Annotated in this window: 15 protein-coding genes, 1 tRNA gene and 1 other RNA gene; 15 read left to right on the top strand and 2 right to left on the bottom strand. The window is 30.5% G+C overall.

Features of this window, described 5'->3' with window-relative positions; genetic code table 11:
- The first annotated feature begins 222 nt into the window (after positions 1 to 222).
- From CIW83_RS01140 to CIW83_RS01150, 3 genes are all read left to right on the top strand, one after another.
- Positions 223 to 2,580: a DUF6240 domain-containing protein gene (locus CIW83_RS01140; protein WP_094898838.1), complete on the top strand. Its 2,358-nt coding sequence runs from the start codon at positions 223 to 225 to the stop codon at positions 2,578 to 2,580.
- 190 nt (positions 2,581 to 2,770) lie between these two features.
- Positions 2,771 to 3,658, top strand: a complete 888-nt coding sequence (locus tag CIW83_RS01145; RefSeq protein ID WP_094898839.1) for a flagellin — start codon at positions 2,771 to 2,773, stop codon at positions 3,656 to 3,658.
- A gap of 12 nt (positions 3,659 to 3,670) precedes the next feature.
- Positions 3,671 to 4,108: a flagellar protein FliS gene (locus tag CIW83_RS01150; RefSeq protein ID WP_094898840.1), complete on the top strand. Its 438-nt coding sequence runs from the start codon at positions 3,671 to 3,673 to the stop codon at positions 4,106 to 4,108.
- A 47-nt stretch (positions 4,109 to 4,155) separates the two neighbouring features.
- Here the strand turns inward: CIW83_RS01150 and ffs are convergent.
- Positions 4,156 to 4,422, bottom strand: an RNA gene (gene ffs, locus CIW83_RS01155) — signal recognition particle sRNA large type.
- A 13-nt stretch (positions 4,423 to 4,435) separates the two neighbouring features.
- Positions 4,436 to 4,526: transfer RNA gene (locus CIW83_RS01160), tRNA-Ser, on the bottom strand.
- A 199-nt stretch (positions 4,527 to 4,725) separates the two neighbouring features.
- Here CIW83_RS01160 and dnaX point away from each other — a divergent pair.
- The 12 genes from dnaX to CIW83_RS01225 all read left to right on the top strand — a co-directional run bounded on the left by dnaX (position 4,726) and on the right by CIW83_RS01225 (position 15,370).
- Complete coding sequence (dnaX, locus tag CIW83_RS01165; RefSeq protein ID WP_094898841.1) at positions 4,726 to 6,363, top strand: DNA polymerase III subunit gamma/tau; 1,638 nt, start codon at positions 4,726 to 4,728, stop codon at positions 6,361 to 6,363.
- Between the two features lie 16 nt (positions 6,364 to 6,379).
- Entirely contained in the window at positions 6,380 to 6,718 is a 339-nt protein-coding gene (locus tag CIW83_RS01170; protein ID WP_094898842.1) for a YbaB/EbfC family nucleoid-associated protein, read from the top strand.
- 18 nt (positions 6,719 to 6,736) lie between these two features.
- Complete coding sequence (recR, locus tag CIW83_RS01175; RefSeq protein ID WP_094898843.1) at positions 6,737 to 7,336, top strand: recombination mediator RecR; 600 nt, start codon at positions 6,737 to 6,739, stop codon at positions 7,334 to 7,336.
- Positions 7,337 to 7,619: 283 nt separating this feature from the next.
- On the top strand, positions 7,620 to 8,183 hold the full coding sequence (locus tag CIW83_RS01180; RefSeq protein WP_094898844.1) for a pyridoxamine 5'-phosphate oxidase family protein: 564 nt from the start codon (positions 7,620 to 7,622) through the stop codon (positions 8,181 to 8,183).
- A gap of 69 nt (positions 8,184 to 8,252) precedes the next feature.
- On the top strand, positions 8,253 to 8,495 hold the full coding sequence (locus tag CIW83_RS01185; RefSeq protein WP_201259619.1) for a hypothetical protein: 243 nt from the start codon (positions 8,253 to 8,255) through the stop codon (positions 8,493 to 8,495).
- Positions 8,496 to 8,661: 166 nt separating this feature from the next.
- Entirely contained in the window at positions 8,662 to 9,141 is a 480-nt protein-coding gene (locus CIW83_RS01190) for a hypothetical protein (protein WP_201259620.1), read from the top strand.
- Positions 9,142 to 9,831: 690 nt separating this feature from the next.
- Entirely contained in the window at positions 9,832 to 10,194 is a 363-nt protein-coding gene (locus tag CIW83_RS01200) for a hypothetical protein (protein WP_094898846.1), read from the top strand.
- Between the two features lie 779 nt (positions 10,195 to 10,973).
- A complete protein-coding gene (locus CIW83_RS01205) occupies positions 10,974 to 11,264 on the top strand; it encodes a hypothetical protein (protein ID WP_094898847.1) in 291 nt (96 codons plus the stop codon).
- Between the two features lie 302 nt (positions 11,265 to 11,566).
- Positions 11,567 to 12,568, top strand: a complete 1,002-nt coding sequence (locus CIW83_RS01210; protein WP_094898848.1) for a C45 family autoproteolytic acyltransferase/hydolase — start codon at positions 11,567 to 11,569, stop codon at positions 12,566 to 12,568.
- A 369-nt stretch (positions 12,569 to 12,937) separates the two neighbouring features.
- Positions 12,938 to 13,258 (top strand): RNA polymerase sigma factor, encoded by a 321-nt coding sequence (locus CIW83_RS23480; protein ID WP_235601185.1) that lies wholly within the window; start codon positions 12,938 to 12,940, stop codon positions 13,256 to 13,258.
- Positions 13,255 to 13,692 (top strand): DUF3955 domain-containing protein, encoded by a 438-nt coding sequence (locus tag CIW83_RS01220; protein ID WP_094898849.1) that lies wholly within the window; start codon positions 13,255 to 13,257, stop codon positions 13,690 to 13,692. Before CIW83_RS23480 ends, CIW83_RS01220 begins: the two co-directional genes overlap by 4 nt.
- Positions 13,693 to 13,978: 286 nt before the next feature.
- Positions 13,979 to 15,370 carry an MATE family efflux transporter gene (locus CIW83_RS01225; protein WP_235601186.1) on the top strand — a complete coding sequence of 464 codons (1,392 nt, stop codon included), beginning with the start codon at positions 13,979 to 13,981 and terminating at the stop codon, positions 15,368 to 15,370.
- The last annotated feature ends 4 nt before the right edge of the window (positions 15,371 to 15,374 follow it).

Genomic DNA, 15,374 nt, shown 5'->3' on the forward strand with positions numbered 1-15,374 from the left:
TAAAATGAATAATAAGTCCCTTAAGAAAATTGGATGAAATGACGATAAATAAGGTAGCGAATAGTTAAAAGTGAATATAAGCAGGGTACCAAAATTGTGATTTTCAATTTTGTGTACATCACTTAGTATGTTTACCTAGTAAATAGTTTTAGGTAGAGATTAAGGTCTTTTAATCTTTTTGATTATTAGTTATTCAACGTATTTATGAAAGGAAAGAATTCAATGGAAATATTGAAGACAAGTAATAAAGACAATATAATAAATAGCTATGGAATTACCCCTACTCTTCCCTATGATATAGAAGGAGTACTTGTAGAGAAAAATGGTAAGGATGTAAAGATTGAAAAAACCATAGATAACAAAACAGTAGAGTATTCTATAAGACTAAAAGAAGAAATAGTAGCAAGTTTAGGAGATAATGTAATAGTTGAAAAGGAAAATATAGTTGCTGCCAAAGTAGAAGAAAAGGAAGAAACAGTAAAAGAAGAGAAACAAACAAGAAAAGTATCAGATATCATTAGAGAACTAGGCTTAGAATATACAGAAGAAAATATTAGGATGGTAGAGTTTCTGCTTAATAGTGGAATACCAATTACTAAAGGAAATGTGGATTCCTATATAAAGTCAAAGGAATATTTAAATAAAATAATAGAAGGCATAGATACTAATTCATTTGTAAAGCTTGTAGATAGAGGGGTGGATTTGGAAGGAGAAAGCCTCCAAAAAATAGCTCAAGCATTAGAAGCAATAAAAGGAGAAAAATCAGCTTTTTCCCTGAGGCGATTTTTAAGACTAGAAAAAGATCTTACTTATAAAGAAGCTGAAGCAATATCAAAAGAAATCTATGGTCAGAAGATGGGAAAGGATGTATATGATACAATAATAGCTTTGCATAAAGAAAAGATTCCAATTACAAGGGAGAATATAGATAAAACCATTGAAATAATGTCAAAGTTACACAATCTAAAGGGATTAAAGGATAGCGTATACATTAAGATGCTGGATGAGGATATATCATTTAATGTAAATAATCTATACAAACTAAATAATTCCTATACTGTAACCAATATAGATAATAATATGGCAGCAAAAAGCTTTGAAGTCTTTACTGTAGCAGAAGAAACAACTATAGATGGATTAAAAGAAATATTAACTGATTTAGGTTTAGAAGATAGTATAGGAAATATCAATATTTTAAGAGAGTTTATAGTAAATGATATGGTAATGGATGAAGAAAAATATAATAAGATAATTGCCATGAAAGAGGCTGTAAAAGAGTTAATAGATTTACTGGGACATGAAGAAATAATTAGGCTAAATGAAAATGATATTAATCCATTGGAAGAACCTATAAATCAATTAGTAGAAGAATTGAAAAAAGAAAAAAATAATGAAGAAATAGAGAACCCTATAGATAATAAAAAAATAGAAGACATAAGAAAAGACTTAGAGGTTCTAGGAAAGATTAAAGATAAAGACCTGTTAATGTTAATAAAAAATGGAGAAGATTTTACACTAAAGTCCATAAAAGAAATTATAGATACTAGTATAGAGAGTGGGTTAAGTATAGAGCAGAAAACCCTAGATAAGGCTGTTCATATATCTGATATATTGAGTACATTAGGAGACAATTTAAATGTAAATACAGTATCCCTTGCATCCAAGAAATATAATGCCATTACATTAGATAGTTTATTTATGGCTGAGAAGGAAATAACTACAAGTCAAGAAACCTTTGCCTCAGTCGATAAAGTATACGAGGGGCTAATATTTGAAGAATATCTTAGGGCAAGGAATAATTTAACTATTAATATGGTAAAAGAAAGTATTAAAGATGGTCAAACCTTGGAACATATGCCGCTTAATGAATTGAATAATTATATAGAGAAGAAGGTAAACAGGTATAAAGAAAGCCAGAAAATGACCAAGGAAATAAAAGAGATCAAGGGAAATGAGGAAAAGATAATACCGATTATTATGAGGAATCATATTCCCATGACTTTGAAAGAAATTAAAGATATAAATTCTTTCTTAAATGGAGAAAAGGGATTAGTTAATGTCCTAAAGGACGTGACTGAATCTAATAATTCAAAATATAGGGAAGAGTTTAAAGAAGGTATAGAGTTACTTAAAGAAAAAATATCCACATCTATTAAAAGTGGAGATTCTGGTTTCAAAGATGATTATAAAGAGCTGATGAGTTCTTTAAGTAATTCAGGTAACTCTTTTGATACAAATAAAAGAGAAGAGTCAAAAGAGGAAGAATATATAAATATACAATCAAAAATATCAAAAAAGGATATGGTATTTCAATTGCCTATACAAATAGGTAATGAATACAAGAGCTTAAGTATCATAGTGCCCGATATTCAAAAAGGCATTGATAAAAATAATATGAAATTCTTCATCAGTCTTGAAACTGATAATCTAGGGTCGGTAAGTATTGAACTCAATGTAAAATCTAGAGAAGTTCAAATCAATATAGATGAAGAAGGAACTGCCTTGAGAAATAATTTAGATTCTCTAGATAAGGGTCTGGAGAATTTGGGATATAGCTTAGATAAGCAGGTGATATTATGAAAAAAAAGACTAATATCACGAAAGCATATTGAAAAGGCATATACAACAGATATATTAAATCAAGATATAGACTTGAATCTGGAATCTATGGAAGAAAGAATTGATAAATTACCTAAGGAAATGTTTCAAATATTAGGAGAAGTAATATCATTTATAGAAAATACAAATAAATTTGAGGGGGATAAAAACCATGAGAATCAATAATAATATACCAGCATTAAATACACATAGGCTATTAAATGTAAACACAGATAGTTTACAAAAATCTTTAGAAAGACTTTCATCAGGTAAGAGAATTAATAGGGCATCAGATGATGCAGCAGGTCTTGCTATATCACAAAAAATGGAAGCACAAGTAAGAGGGCTGAGACAAGCTTCAAGGAATTCATTAGATGGAGTGTCATGCATACAAACAGCAGAAGGTGCACTAAATGAAGTACATGAAATGCTTCAAAGAATGAGAGAGCTTAGCGTACAAGGGGCTAATGGAGTATATGAAGAGGATGATCTAGATGCTATAGCAAATGAGATGAGGGAATTAACTGAGCAGATTAACATGATAGGAAGAGATACAGAGTTCAATGGCATAAAGTTGCTAAATGGAGAGAATCCATCAGGTACATCAGGACTAAGACTTCAAATAGGAGCTAACGAGAATCAATATATTGAGATAGATATGAGAGATATTAATATAATTGTAGGAACTGGCTCTGGAGAATTAAATATTGAAACGAGTATCATTAAGAATTTAGGTAGTGGAAAATTTGAAGTTGAAACTGGTAATTTAAAGTCAACAGAATTTGAAAAAGCCGTTACGATTTACAATAATGCCATAGAAAGAGTATCCTCCATGCGTTCCAAACTCGGTGCAATTCAAAACAGACTTGAACACACCATAAGAAATGTAGATAATACAGCGGAAAACCTAACTGCATCTAAATCCAGAATAGAAGATTTAGATATGGCGAAGGAAATGAGTGAATTTACAAAGCTTAATATATTACAACAGGCAGGTACATCAATGCTAAGTCAAGCAAATCAATTGCCGCAAACGGTGCTTCAACTACTACAAAGATAGGAGTGACAGTAAATGGAATGCATTACTCTAGAAAAAAAGGTAATGTCAACAAATGATTGGGGATTAATAGCTTTATTACATGAAGGATTGATGGAAAGATTTGAAGAATCATTACAAGCTATAGAAGAAAAGAATAATGATAAATTAAGTATACTTATCAACAATTCTCGTGATATATTAACGGAATTGTTAGTAACATTTAGAGAAAAAGATGAGTTATCCACAAACCTTAGATCTCTTTATCTATATACGAATAAACTGATAACTGAGGCTCAGATAAAGAAAGACCCAACCTTTTTTAGAAAGGCTATAGATGTAATAAATCCAATATATATAGGCTTTAAAGGATTAGAATTGAAAGAAGAACCTAATATAGTATCAGGACTTACTTATGGAAAGGGAAATCTTGAGGAACATAATATAAAGTCAGGAAAGATTTTTCAAGGATAGAAATAAAAAATCTGTGGTATATATACCACAGATTTTGTTTTATGTAACCGTGCACCCAGCTTTGGCAATCCTGTTCCAAGCGTTACCCAAACAGTTAACTCAAATCAGGCTTCCCTACGGCACACGAAAAGATTCACTTACCGCTGCTTCCTTCCGGACCTGACGGGGTTCATGAGTTTCCGTTGCGCAGGACCCAATCGTCACTGCCACTTATTTGGGGCAGACCTCACAACAGAGATGCCTAAACTGGGAATTCAATCCTGCTATAGCGGATTGCAGGTTATAGGGCACCGCTACCTCCCCATCTAGCACGGCAAAAATTTCTAATGGCGGAGAGAGAGGGATTCGAACCCTCGAGACGCTTTCACGTCTACCCGCTTTCCAGGCGAGCGCCTTCGACCAACTCAACCATCTCTCCATGATTTTTGCTCTACAAAACAATATTATACACTACAGAAATATATTATACTTGAAATGCTTTAATAAGTCAACCTTTAGTTTAAAGGAAAATAATTAAGATAATGTAATCTCCAAAATGTAAAATTATTAATTTAGTGTAAATATACCTCTTTTCTGTTATAATATATAATATAATTAATATAAATGTGGGTGAAAATATGTATCAAGCCTTATATAGACAGTATAGACCAAAGACCTTTGATGAAGTCTTAGGTCAAAAACATATAACAATTACATTAAAAAATCAAATACAAAAGGAAAATATTGGTCATGCATACTTGTTTTCAGGTACTAGGGGAACAGGAAAAACCTCTACAGCTAAGATATTTTCTAGAGCAGTTAACTGTTTAAACTCAAGAGACGGTAATCCATGTAATGAATGTGAAATCTGTAAGGGAATACTAGATGAAAGTATAATGGATGTTATAGAAATGGATGCTGCTAGTAATAGAAGAATAGATGATATAAGGGAGTTAAGGGACAAAGTAATATATCCCCCAGCTAGGACGAAATATAAAGTATATATAATAGATGAGGTTCACATGCTCACTCCAGAGGCATTTAATGCACTACTAAAAACCCTTGAAGAGCCTCCTAAACATCTGATATTTATACTAGCTACTACTGAGCCTGAAAAATTACCTCAAACAATCCTTTCCAGATGTCAGAGATTTGATTTTAAAAGAGTTACAACAAAAGATATAATAGAGAATATGAAAAATATCTGTAGCACCTTAAGTATTGATGTAGAAGATAAGGTACTAAATTTAATAGCAAGGAATTCCGATGGGGCAATGAGGGACGCTCTAAGTTTACTTGATCAATGTGTATCCTTTGGAAGTGGTGAAATTACTTACTCAGATGCAATTAGTATTTTAGGAATAGTAAATACAGATATGATACTGAATATTGTACAAAATATAATAGATAAAAATCTGGAAGATGTGCTACAATCAATAGATGAAGTTATTCAAAACGGTAAGGACATTCATCAGTTTATCAAGGATTTAATAAATCATTTTAGAAATTTAATGATAATTAAAACATCAAAGAACCCAGTTGATTTAATTGATATAGACGAGGAATCATTAAATAAATATTTAAGCCAGAGCAAAAATATTAGTATAGGTTTTATATTGAGGGGGTTAGATATACTGGTGGAAGCAGACGAAAAGGCTAAATGGTCTACTCAACCTAGGGTTATCCTTGAAATGGCATCTATACAGTTGACAAAACTAGAAGAAGAACTTTCATTGGAAGAACGAGTAAAAAGACTTGAACAGGGTATAAAAACTGAAAAAATTTTAAAAGAAGAGTCTGTGACATATGGGAATAAGCCTGCTGAGATTAGAAAAGAACAAACTGAAAAAGAAAAGCCAACAGTAGATAAACAGCAAGAAGTACAAAATAAAAAAGAAATATATATAGATGATGGTAAAGAGCTGCAATTCGAGACAATAGTTAATGACTGGCAAAATGTACTTCAAGCAATAAAAGCAATAAAAGTCAACGTATTTGCATTACTTATGGAAGGTGAACCTATTAGTTATTCAGGAAATGTGCTTACAATAGGATACAAACCTGATTATGGAATTCATAGGGCAGCTATTAGCACTCCTGCAAATGCAGATGTTGTGAATCAAGGTATTTCAGCATATTTTAAGAAAAATATAGATGTAAGATTCACAATGATAGGTGATAAACCTATAGATAAAAAAGAAGAAAAAGACAATAAAGAAAAAGCCATAAAAGAGGTTATAGACTTCTTTGGAGAAAATATAGTAGAAATAAAATAAGGAAGGAGAATTTAAGATGGCAAAACGTGGATTCCCAGGAATGGGCGGAAATATGGGTAATATGATGAAACAAATGCAAAAAATGCAAAAACAAATGGAGGAGATGCAAGCACAGCTTGAAGAGGCAGAAGTAGAGGCTAGTGCTGGTGGTGGAGCTGTTACTTGCAAGGCAAATGGAAAGAAAGAGATATTAGCAATAACAATAGATGAGGGAGTAGTAGATCCTGAAGATGTAGAAATGTTACAAGATTTAGTTTTAGCTGCTGTTAATGAAGCACTTAGAAAAGCAGAAGAAATGATGAGCAAGGAAATGAGCAAATTAACTGGAGGAATGAATATTCCAGGATTGTTCTAATAGAGAGGAAGTAATATAATGGAGCAGTATGCACTACCAATAGCAAATTTAATAGAGCAGCTATCAAAATTACCAGGTATCGGTAGAAAAACTGCTCAAAGACTTGCATTTTATATATTAGAGATGGAAGAAGTAGAAGCAGAAAAACTATCAAAATCCATAACTAATGCAAAAGAGAAGATAAGACTTTGTAGTATATGCTGTAATCTAACAGATGAAGATCCATGCCATATATGTAGAGATACTATGAGAGATAAATCCATAATTTGTGTAGTAGAAGGTGCTAAAGACATCATTGCCATGGAAAAATCTAAGGAGTATAAAGGCCAGTATCATGTACTTCATGGAGTTATATCGCCAATGGATAATGTAGGACCAAATGATATAAGGGTAAAAGAACTTCTAGATAGATTATCCGATGGAGTGGTAGAAGAAATAGTTCTAGCTACTAATCCAACAGTAGAAGGTGAAGCTACAGCTTTATATATTTCTAGACTTATAAAACCACTAGGAATAAAGGTAACAAGAATAGCTCATGGAATCCCAGTAGGAGGAGACCTTGAATACTTTGATGAGGTAACCTTAGCAAAGGCTATGGATAATAGAAGAGAAATATAATAAAAACTAGAGAGATTGTATTAATAAAACAAAGTTCTTCAAAAGCAGGAGAAAATATGGAATAAATTTCATGAATTCTCCTGCTTTTTTATATCCTTTTTATATCCTTTTTAACCCCTTGAAATCACTATAATTCCCTTTTCTTATCTCATTGTCTCTTTATACTTCCCACATTAATCCTGCTTTCTCTTGAAGAACTTGGCTTGTTTAGATAGAATATGAAATAAGGAAATTAATGAGTTTTAGATATTAAAATAATCTATTAATTAGGTAGGTGAAAATTATGAGAAGAAAAGACAGAGAAATGAGTGCAGAGTTTGGAATTCAAATCATAGATAAGTCAAGATATGGAGTTCTTTCCATGGTCGATGAAGATAGTGAATCTTATGGAATCCCTCTTTCAATTGTTAGAGATGAAAATACCTTATATTTTCACTCAGCAATGGCTGGAACAAAAGTAAAATTATTTGAGAAAAGCCCTAATGTTAGTGTAGTTTTTGTAGGAGAAGTAAAAGTACCAGAAAATTATACAAAAGAAGAATTAGATGAAATAGTAAAGGATGAATCTAAGACAGTATTACTTATTAGCAGTGTTTTTACAACAGAGTATGAGTCAGCAGTTGTAAAAGGTAAAGTAAAATTAGTAGAGGATGTGGAAGAAAAAATTAAAGCCATGAAACTTATATGTGAGAAATACACTCCAACAAAGATGGATTACTTTAACATGGCTATTAAAACAGGGTTAAAAAGAACTAATGTATATAGAATAGAAATAGAAGAAATCAAAGCTAAAAGAAAAAAATATGATACACATGGTGAAGAGATGAAATGGGGTAGAATGGAGTAAGATTATAGATGATTAATGAGATGCAGAATTATTTAAATTATATAATGTATCAAAAAAGTTGGTGATAATATGGCTTGTGTTGCTGAATTTGGTATTATAGATAAATTTGAGAAAGATAAAGATTATTCTTTGGAGTATGAGTCTAAAAAGTATAGTTGTATTGCCATTGATGACGATATTTTAGATGATTGGTGGGATGAATTGTCTCTTATAAAACTTATTTTCATAGTTATAGCAGACCTAATTTTGCATTGGCAAGATGGGGAGTTACCATCATTCCGCCAGAATCATTGGAAGCTTTTTATAGAGTAATATCAACTGATAAGCGTTCTAAAACATCAAAGGAATTAATTGACTTAACTACATTATTACAAAAGGCAATTTATGAAAATAAATATGTCATTCATTATGGAATATGAATATTTAACTAATCGGCAATACTTTTATAAGGCATATCAGAATTATGCGAAGTAAGGGGGTGTTTATTATTAAAAGAACGCTTATCATTATAATGGGTTTAATTTTATTAGTTTACTTGTCTGGTTGTAGTAACAAGGATAAGGATAATATTTATGGCACATATAAATTTGAGAAAGTTAGCTATTTGACGCCATTATCATCTTCAACCATAGACTTTGTGAATGAACAAATGGAAGATACGAAATATACTATCCAAGCAGATTTGTTTAAAATTCAGTCTACAGATTATACTGTAGAATTTAATTCTCCCAAATATGTAAAAGAAAAAATTCAAAATAATACATCTGTATTATCATATGATATTGATACCTTAATTGGTAGTGATGTTGATTATCAGTATACCATATATGATGAAGATGGGGATAAAGCTAAGTGGAGATTGTATGTTTCTTCAGATTGCCTATGGGTTGGTACTTATGTAGACAATACAGCAAATGGTTCGGAAATCATTATGGATATATACAAATTGTCAAAGTAATTCGTTTAATTTTATATTTTATGTCGTAGTGGTGGGGTTATGTTCAATAGCAAATTTGAAAAAACATCTTTAAACAAAGGAGGTTTTTATTATGAGGCAACTTATACATGATTTTAAAGGAAATAAGCTTTTAAACCTATACTTGATATTCTTTTCTCTAATTAATCTAATATATACATATTTTCAAGTGTCTAAATCCCTGTATATACAAAGGTATTCTTTAAGGGGAACAATAGAAAAATATCAATTCGAATACCTTTCAAATATTACCAAAATCACTAATTTTCTTGAATTGTTAATTATATTAATCTATTTAATTTATCTTATAAGAGCTATTATGAAAAAAGATAAAACAGACATAAGACACTTTTTAATAATTAATTTTTCTTTTTTTATTGTTCTTACCTCTATTAGCTATTTGGTTTCTGTTATATTTTCAGTATCATTTTTGCCTTTAGCTATGCTATTATATGCCCCTTTAGCAATAACATTTATATTTTTAATATACTCTATTATAAAAATGTTATATAAAAAAATATTTACGAATTTTATCAGTTAATGAATATCATTTTAACTTAGTGATGTAACAGTAGAAAAATATGCAGTAATGATAATTAGGATTATATTAATTGGGTAGAAGAAATTGAAAGCTTATAAACAAAATTTTCTTATTCAAAAGGGGTTGAAGATTTGAAGAAATTATTTATTTTAACTATATCATTAATGCTTATTATATTGTTAGCTATAGGATGTGATAATTCACAAGTTGATGCACCAGAAATAGATTCATTTGAAGATATAGAGGAAGTAATAGTTGAAGGTGGAACAAAGATAGAATATGCGAGAGAATATGAGGAAGATATTTTTGGTGACTTATCTATAGAAGAAATAGAAAAAATTATAGATGAAATTTTTAAGAAAGTATCTAAAAATGATAATTCTGAAAGTAATATTGGTTTAATAATTGAAGAAGTATTCAAAGAATATGGAATAACAGATGAAGATAAATTAAATGCAGCAAAATCAAAGATAACTATATCTAAAACAAAATAAATATGAATTTGAGTTATTGCAGACCAAAACATATTATAAATAAATAGTATTAGGTTTATTAAATAAATTACTGCACATTTTTTATATAAGATGAAGTAGTTATTAATATCTATAATTAAGGAGACATTTATGAATATTTTAATTAATAGGATTTTAGAATATACACAATATAAATTTATGGTACTATTATTTTTTATCGCATAGGCACTTGCCGATGTTATCACCATTATATCCGGGCTTAAAGGAATGGAATTAACAAAGGAAGAATTGGTCCAAGAAGAAAAATACATAAATCTTACATTAAAAAAACAATCAAAAGATTTTTAGAAGCAGGAATAATTGGCCCTTATTTAGAAACTTTAATCTTCCAGTTGGGCATATTTCGATTAGTAGGATGGATTAGTAAGGCTGGAAGTAATACAATGACTATATTATGCTGTATTTCTGCTGTTGTATTTGCTTCAGCTCATATATTGGTAAATAGATAATGGTATACAATATTAATTCATTTGCCATTAGGTATAGCGTTAGCCCTAGTTTTTATGATTAATGATATTAATGAGATAAAATAAGTCCTACATACATTCCTATCTCATGGAGTGTGGAATACAGTAACAATTGTCTTAAATTCCATTGTTGGGAAGTTATATTATTCTATAAAGAAAAAAACTAATACTCTTCTCTGATTTAACTTTTCCCTCTCTTTTATATTTATATAGCATAATTGATGTGTATATGTAAAATTATGTTCAGCAGGACTTAATTAAGGAGGTGGTGATATGAATATCAAAGGTATAATTATTTTGGTTGTAAGTGCAGTTGTTTTTGATCTATTATTTATGCAATTAAACAAATTTAATCCTAAAATATTCTCTTTCTTTCATAAGGTTCTTGAAAATTGGAAGGAGAAGTGGATAATTAAATGGATATCTATTTTTATATTACTATTAATTAACGCAATAATAAAGGTTTACCTTGGATTTAGTGATTTATTAGGTTATATTATTGCGGGTTTTATAATAAGTTTATGCGACTTTGGATTTAAAAAACCACAAGAAGTAAGTAAATAGTTCTAAATAGGTTTTGCTGTACATCATTTTAAAAATGTACATTGGTTAAGTTATACATCTAAGGTATTCTTCACTTTGTCCCCTAAAATAAAGTTCTTCAAAAGCAGGAGAAATCTTAGATTAAATTCCAAGAAATCTTCTGATTTTTTATTATAAAATAAGTTTAGAAATGAGTATTTATAAGGAAATTATAAAAGAGAATATACAATATTAATATAGTTCTTGACATAAAAATTTTATTAAATTAAGCTTGTAGTATGAGTTAACGTTAGCTCTCAAATTGAAAATAGGAGAGTGAAATTGTGTATCATTCAAGATGGAAAGGCAGTCATTACGAAGCTGGTCTACGTTATGGTGATATGTTGCGTAAAAAAGGGGTTAATCCTATGGATAACATACCTACGAATGATGAGAGGAAAGAATTTGCGGCAAAATGTCTACCGATTTATGAGAAGTTTTATCCTGAAATAGTTGAAGAAATAAGGGGAATGGCAGATGGATTACAAATTGATTATATGCATATAGCAGACTTTCTTTTTACTATGTATTGCTTTATATTTGATAATAAATGCTCTTGTTTTGCTTTTTCTTACAAGGGAAAAATCATCTTTGGTAAAAATAGTGATTTTATTGTGAGTATGGAAAAGTTGTGCGATAGTGCTTATTATAAACTTAATAATGCTTATTCATTTGTTGGCAATACCACTGCATGGACAGAAATGGAAGATGGTGTTAATGAACATGGATTAGCAGTGGGATTGACTTTTATTTATCCCATAAAAATAAAGCCTGGATTTAATGCAGGAATGCTTGTCAGATATATTTTAGAGAAATGTAAAACAACAGATGAAGCTATTTTAGCATTAAAAAAAATTCCCATTGCTTCACCGCAGACAATTACACTGGCAGACAAGTCTGGTAAGATTGCAGTTGTGGAATGCAATTGTGATAAAGTTGTTATCCTAGCCCCTAGGGAAGGAAAAAATTATATCTTTACAACCAATCATTTTGTATCTTGTGAAATGCAGGAATATCAATTTGACGGTGTTGATGATATACATTCTCATGAACGATATGAAACATTAGTAAATGCATTTACTAATAATCAAGATTATTCACTAGATTTTGCAAAAGCTCTTTTATCTGGAGAGATGGGATTTATGTGTCAATATGACCGTAAGAAAGGACTTGATACTGTTTGGTCATCAATCTATGATTTAACAGATGATATAATTTTGAGGGTTGAAGGAAATCCTTCAAGAAGATCATTTAAGCAGGATAAAAGACTTAGCTTCATAAAATAATCATTATCCGAATAAGGTAACAAGTCAATAGTAATAATTCCAATGGTTTTAAAGAAGGAAATAACTATATAAGAGATATTATTCTAATTCAAGATAAAATTTATATATTCTTTATTGAGCCACTTGATTTTGTAGGTGGCTTAATAAATTTTTGTGGAATGTTGTAACGAAATACGAAAATGATAGTCTTATATATGAAGGATGGTGAGAATGTGACAGAATTTGAAGAAATATACTCCGAATATTTCAAGGATGTATACAGATATGTATTATGTCTTTCTAAAAATGAGAGCATAGCAGAGGATATAACACAAGAAACATTTTTTTAAGGCATTAAAAAATATTGATGGTTTCAAAGGGAATTGTAAGATGAGTGTTTGGCTCTGCCAAATTGCCAAAAACTCATATTTTTCATATTTAAAGAAAAAACAAAACAATTTTGAAAGCGTTGAAGATATAGCCGATGTTTCTGATTCTGGTTTTGAACAAATATTAGTTGACGATGAAAGTGTATTTGAAATTCATAAAATACTCCATAATTTAGAAGAACCATATAAAGAAGTATTTACATTGCGTTTTTTTGGAGATTTATCATTTTCAAAGATAGCTGAATTATTTGGGAAAACAGAAAGCTGGGCAAGAGTCACCTATCATCGTGCAAGAATAAAATTAAAGGAGAAGTTAATATGAGATTATCATGTGAAGTTATTAGGGATTTGTTACCATTGTATTATGATAAAGTCTGTAGTAAAGAAAGTTCTTTGCTGATAGAAGAACATTTAGCCGAATGTATACAATGCGTAGAAGAATTGCAAAAACTTAAAATGAATTTAGAAAACCCAACTATTTCAGATGAGAAGATAAAAGTAGTGAAAAATATTTCAGCAAAATGGAAAAGGGACAAGAGGGTTTCATTTCTAAAAGGTTCCATGTTGGTTTCAGCTTTAGTAGCTATAATTTGCTTTATTACTTATAATGTTATAGGTGCAAAAGTTTTGCCGGATGGGACATTGGTTGAGCCATTCGCATTAATACCAATAGGATATTTGTTTGTTTTTGTGTTTATCATTTCACTAATATGTAATTTTGTATTTTTAAAGAAGTATAAAATTAACACTAAATAAAATAAGTATAATGGGAATTTAAATTAATTTACAATATTTATAAAATGTATATTAATTAAATTGTGTATTTAAGATATTATTTTGTTCCAATAAAATAAAGATCTTTAAAAGCAGGAGGAAAAAATGTAATAAGTCCGTGAAATCTCCTGTTTTTTCATATTTATCTTCATGTATAATAAAAATCTTAACCATAAGATTTGACTTGCTGAATTTTTTCTAATATAATTATGTCAAATTATATAAATTAAGGAAATCTATCTTTTGATACTTAGATGGATTTTTTATTTTGAAGGGACTTGAAACATTGAAGAAAGATATGAAAGAAAACTATATTTTTTCCAAAAAAACGCTTATTTATCTCATTATGCCCCTTATAGTTGAGCAGTTGTTGGCAGTTGCTGTCGGTATGGCAGACACCATAATGGTTGCCAGCGTTGGGGAAAGTGGAGTATCGGCTGTATCTTTAGTGGATTCAGTAAATATTCTGCTTATAAATATATTTGCAGCACTGGCAACGGGTGGAGCCGTAGTTGCAGGGCAATATATAGGAAGAAATCAGAATGAAAAAGCTTCAAGGGCAGGAGAACAGCTCATAGTATTTGTAACACTTATTTCACTGGTCATAATGGCAGTGATGTATGCTGGTAGAAGCTTTATATTAAATGTGGTATTTGGATCGATTGAGCCAATCGTTGCAGAATATGCCAATACCTATATGGTGATTGTATTTGCAAGTATTCCATTTATAGCAGTATATAACAGTGGGGCAGCCTTATTCAGGGCAATGGGAAATTCTAGAATAACTATGAAGACCTCCCTAATAATGAATACCATAAATGTAGTGGGAAATGCAATATTAATATACGGATTTCGTATGGGAGTTGAGGGTGTTGCTATTCCCACACTTCTATCTAGAGCAGTGGCTGCTGTAATTATAGTCTTATTGCTTAGGGATGAAAGTCTTGTTATCCACATAAGTAAGCCCTTCAAATATAAATTTGATGGTAAAATGGTTAAGAATATCCTTCAGATAGGAATACCAAATGGGATAGAAAACAGTATGTTTCAGCTGGGTAAGATATTATTACTAAGTGTGGTATCAGGCTTTGGAACTGCTGCAATTACAGCAAATGCAGTTGCAAATACGGTTACTGCCTTCCAATTTCTTCCTGGTGCTGCAATAGGATTAGGTTTAGTTACTGTAGTCAGTCAGTGTGTCGGGGCAGGAGATTATGATCAGGCTAGATATTATACAAAGGTACTTCATAAATATGCTTATATGGCTTTAGCTATGATAAACGGAATTATAATATTGTCATCTCCATTTATACTTAAGTTGTATAATCTGTCACCAGAAACTGCTGCGCTGGCACGAAAGATAATAATATTCTATGGAATAAATGCTTGCTTAGTGTGGCCATTGGGCTTTACTCTTCCAAATACACTAAGGGCTGCAAATGATGTACGATATGCCATGATAATAAGCATAGGCTCCATGTGGATTACAAGGATCGGACTTGGTATATTATTTGCCAGATATTTGGGTTTTGGAATGTTTGGTGTCTGGATAGCTATGATTTGTGACTGGTATGTAAGAGCTGCATTTTTTATCCGTCGATATAGAGGACATAAATGGCAAGAAAAGACTGCTCTGGGTATGCAAAAAAATATGGAATAAAGTA

The sequence above is a fragment of the Tissierella sp. P1 genome, from assembly GCF_002266425.1.
GTDB lineage: Bacteria > Bacillota > Clostridia > Tissierellales > Tissierellaceae > Tissierella > Tissierella carlieri.